At 63.4% G+C, this 1733-nt stretch carries 1 protein-coding gene; it reads left to right on the top strand.

The annotated features are described in order from the left end of the window. The coding region (locus ACQKQA_RS30250; RefSeq protein ID WP_427564793.1) for a valine--tRNA ligase at positions 1–1733 on the top strand (1733 nt) is incomplete at both ends.

Genomic DNA, 1733 nt, shown 5'->3' with positions numbered 1-1733 from the left:
AGAGTCCGCAACAGGCTGCCGAAGGCATCGAGGGGGTGTGGGGAGAAAGTCTGGGAGTGGAAGGATCAGTCCGGCGGCAACATCAGCCGTCAGATCCGCCGCCTGGGCTCGTCCGTGGACTGGAGCCGCGAACGCTTCACCATGGACGACGGTCTCTCCGAAGCCGTTAAAGAAGCCTTCGTGCGCCTGCACGAAGACGGCCTGATCTACCGCGGCAAGCGCCTGGTCAACTGGGACACCAAGCTGCACACCGCGATCTCCGACCTCGAAGTGGAAAACCACGACGAGAAAGGTTCGCTGTGGAACCTGCGCTACCCGCTGGCCGATGGCGCCAAGACCGCCGAAGGCCTGGACTACCTGATCGTCGCCACCACTCGTCCGGAAACCATGCTCGGCGACTCCGCCGTGGCGGTTAACCCGAACGACGAACGCTACCAGGCACTGATCGGCAAGTTCGTCGAACTGCCGCTGGTGGGCCGGCGCATCCCGATCATCGCCGACGACTACTGCGATCCTGAATTCGGCACCGGCTGCGTGAAGATCACCCCGGCCCACGACTTCAACGACTACGAAGTCGGCAAGCGCCACAACCTGCCGCTGCTGAACATCTTCGACAAGAACGCCGAAGTACTGGCCGCGGCCCAGGTGTTCAACCTCGACGGTAGCGTCAACGAAGACATCGACGGCACCCTGCCGGCCGAATTCGCCGGCCTCAACCGCTTCCAGGCGCGCAAGGAAATCGTGGCCGCGTTCGACGCCGCCGGCCTGCTGGTCAGCGTCGACGATCACGCCCTGAAAGTGCCGAAAGGCGACCGCTCCGGCACCATCATCGAGCCGTGGCTGACCGACCAGTGGTACGTCTCCACCAAGCCTCTGGCCGAGCCGGCCATTGCCGCCGTGGAAGACGGCCGCATCGCCTTCGTGCCGAAGCAGTACGAAAACATGTATTTCTCCTGGATGCGCGATATCCAGGACTGGTGCATCAGCCGCCAGCTGTGGTGGGGCCACCGGATCCCGGCCTGGTACGACGAGGCGGGCAAGGTCTACGTCGGCCGCGACGAAGCCGAAGTGCGCGCCAAGCACAACCTCGGCCCCGAGGTGGCGCTGCAACAGGACAACGACGTTCTCGACACCTGGTTCAGTTCGGGCCTGTGGACCTTCTCCACCCTGGGCTGGCCGGAGCAGACCGAGTTCCTCAAGACCTTCCACCCGACCGACGTGCTGGTGACCGGTTTCGACATCATTTTCTTCTGGGTCGCCCGGATGATCATGCTCACCATGCACCTGGTGAAGAACGAAGACGGCACGCCGCAGGTTCCGTTCAAGACCGTGTACGTGCACGGCCTGGTCCGCGACGGCCAGGGCCAGAAGATGTCCAAGTCCAAGGGCAACGTCCTGGACCCGTTGGACATCATCGACGGCATCGAGCTCGAAGCCCTGGTGCAGAAACGCACCACCGGCATGATGCAGCCGCAACTGGCGAAGAAGATCGAGAAGCAGACCCGCCAGGAGTTCGCCGACGGTATCGCCAGCTACGGTACCGACGCCCTGCGCTTCACTTTCTGCTCGCTGGCGTCCACCGGTCGCGACATCAAGTTCGACATGGGCCGCGTCGAAGGCTATCGCAACTTCTGCAACATCCCCAGATTTTTCGCCCGGCGCTCGACCACCGGCGTCTTGCGTCCGCTGATGATCGCCGTCTGTACGCCGGCGGCCATCAGCATTTTGATGCC

This window comes from Pseudomonas sp. NPDC089530 (assembly GCF_050280705.1).
Classification (GTDB): Bacteria; Pseudomonadota; Gammaproteobacteria; order Pseudomonadales; family Pseudomonadaceae; genus Aquipseudomonas.
This window is presented reverse-complemented; position numbering and strand designations above follow the sequence as displayed.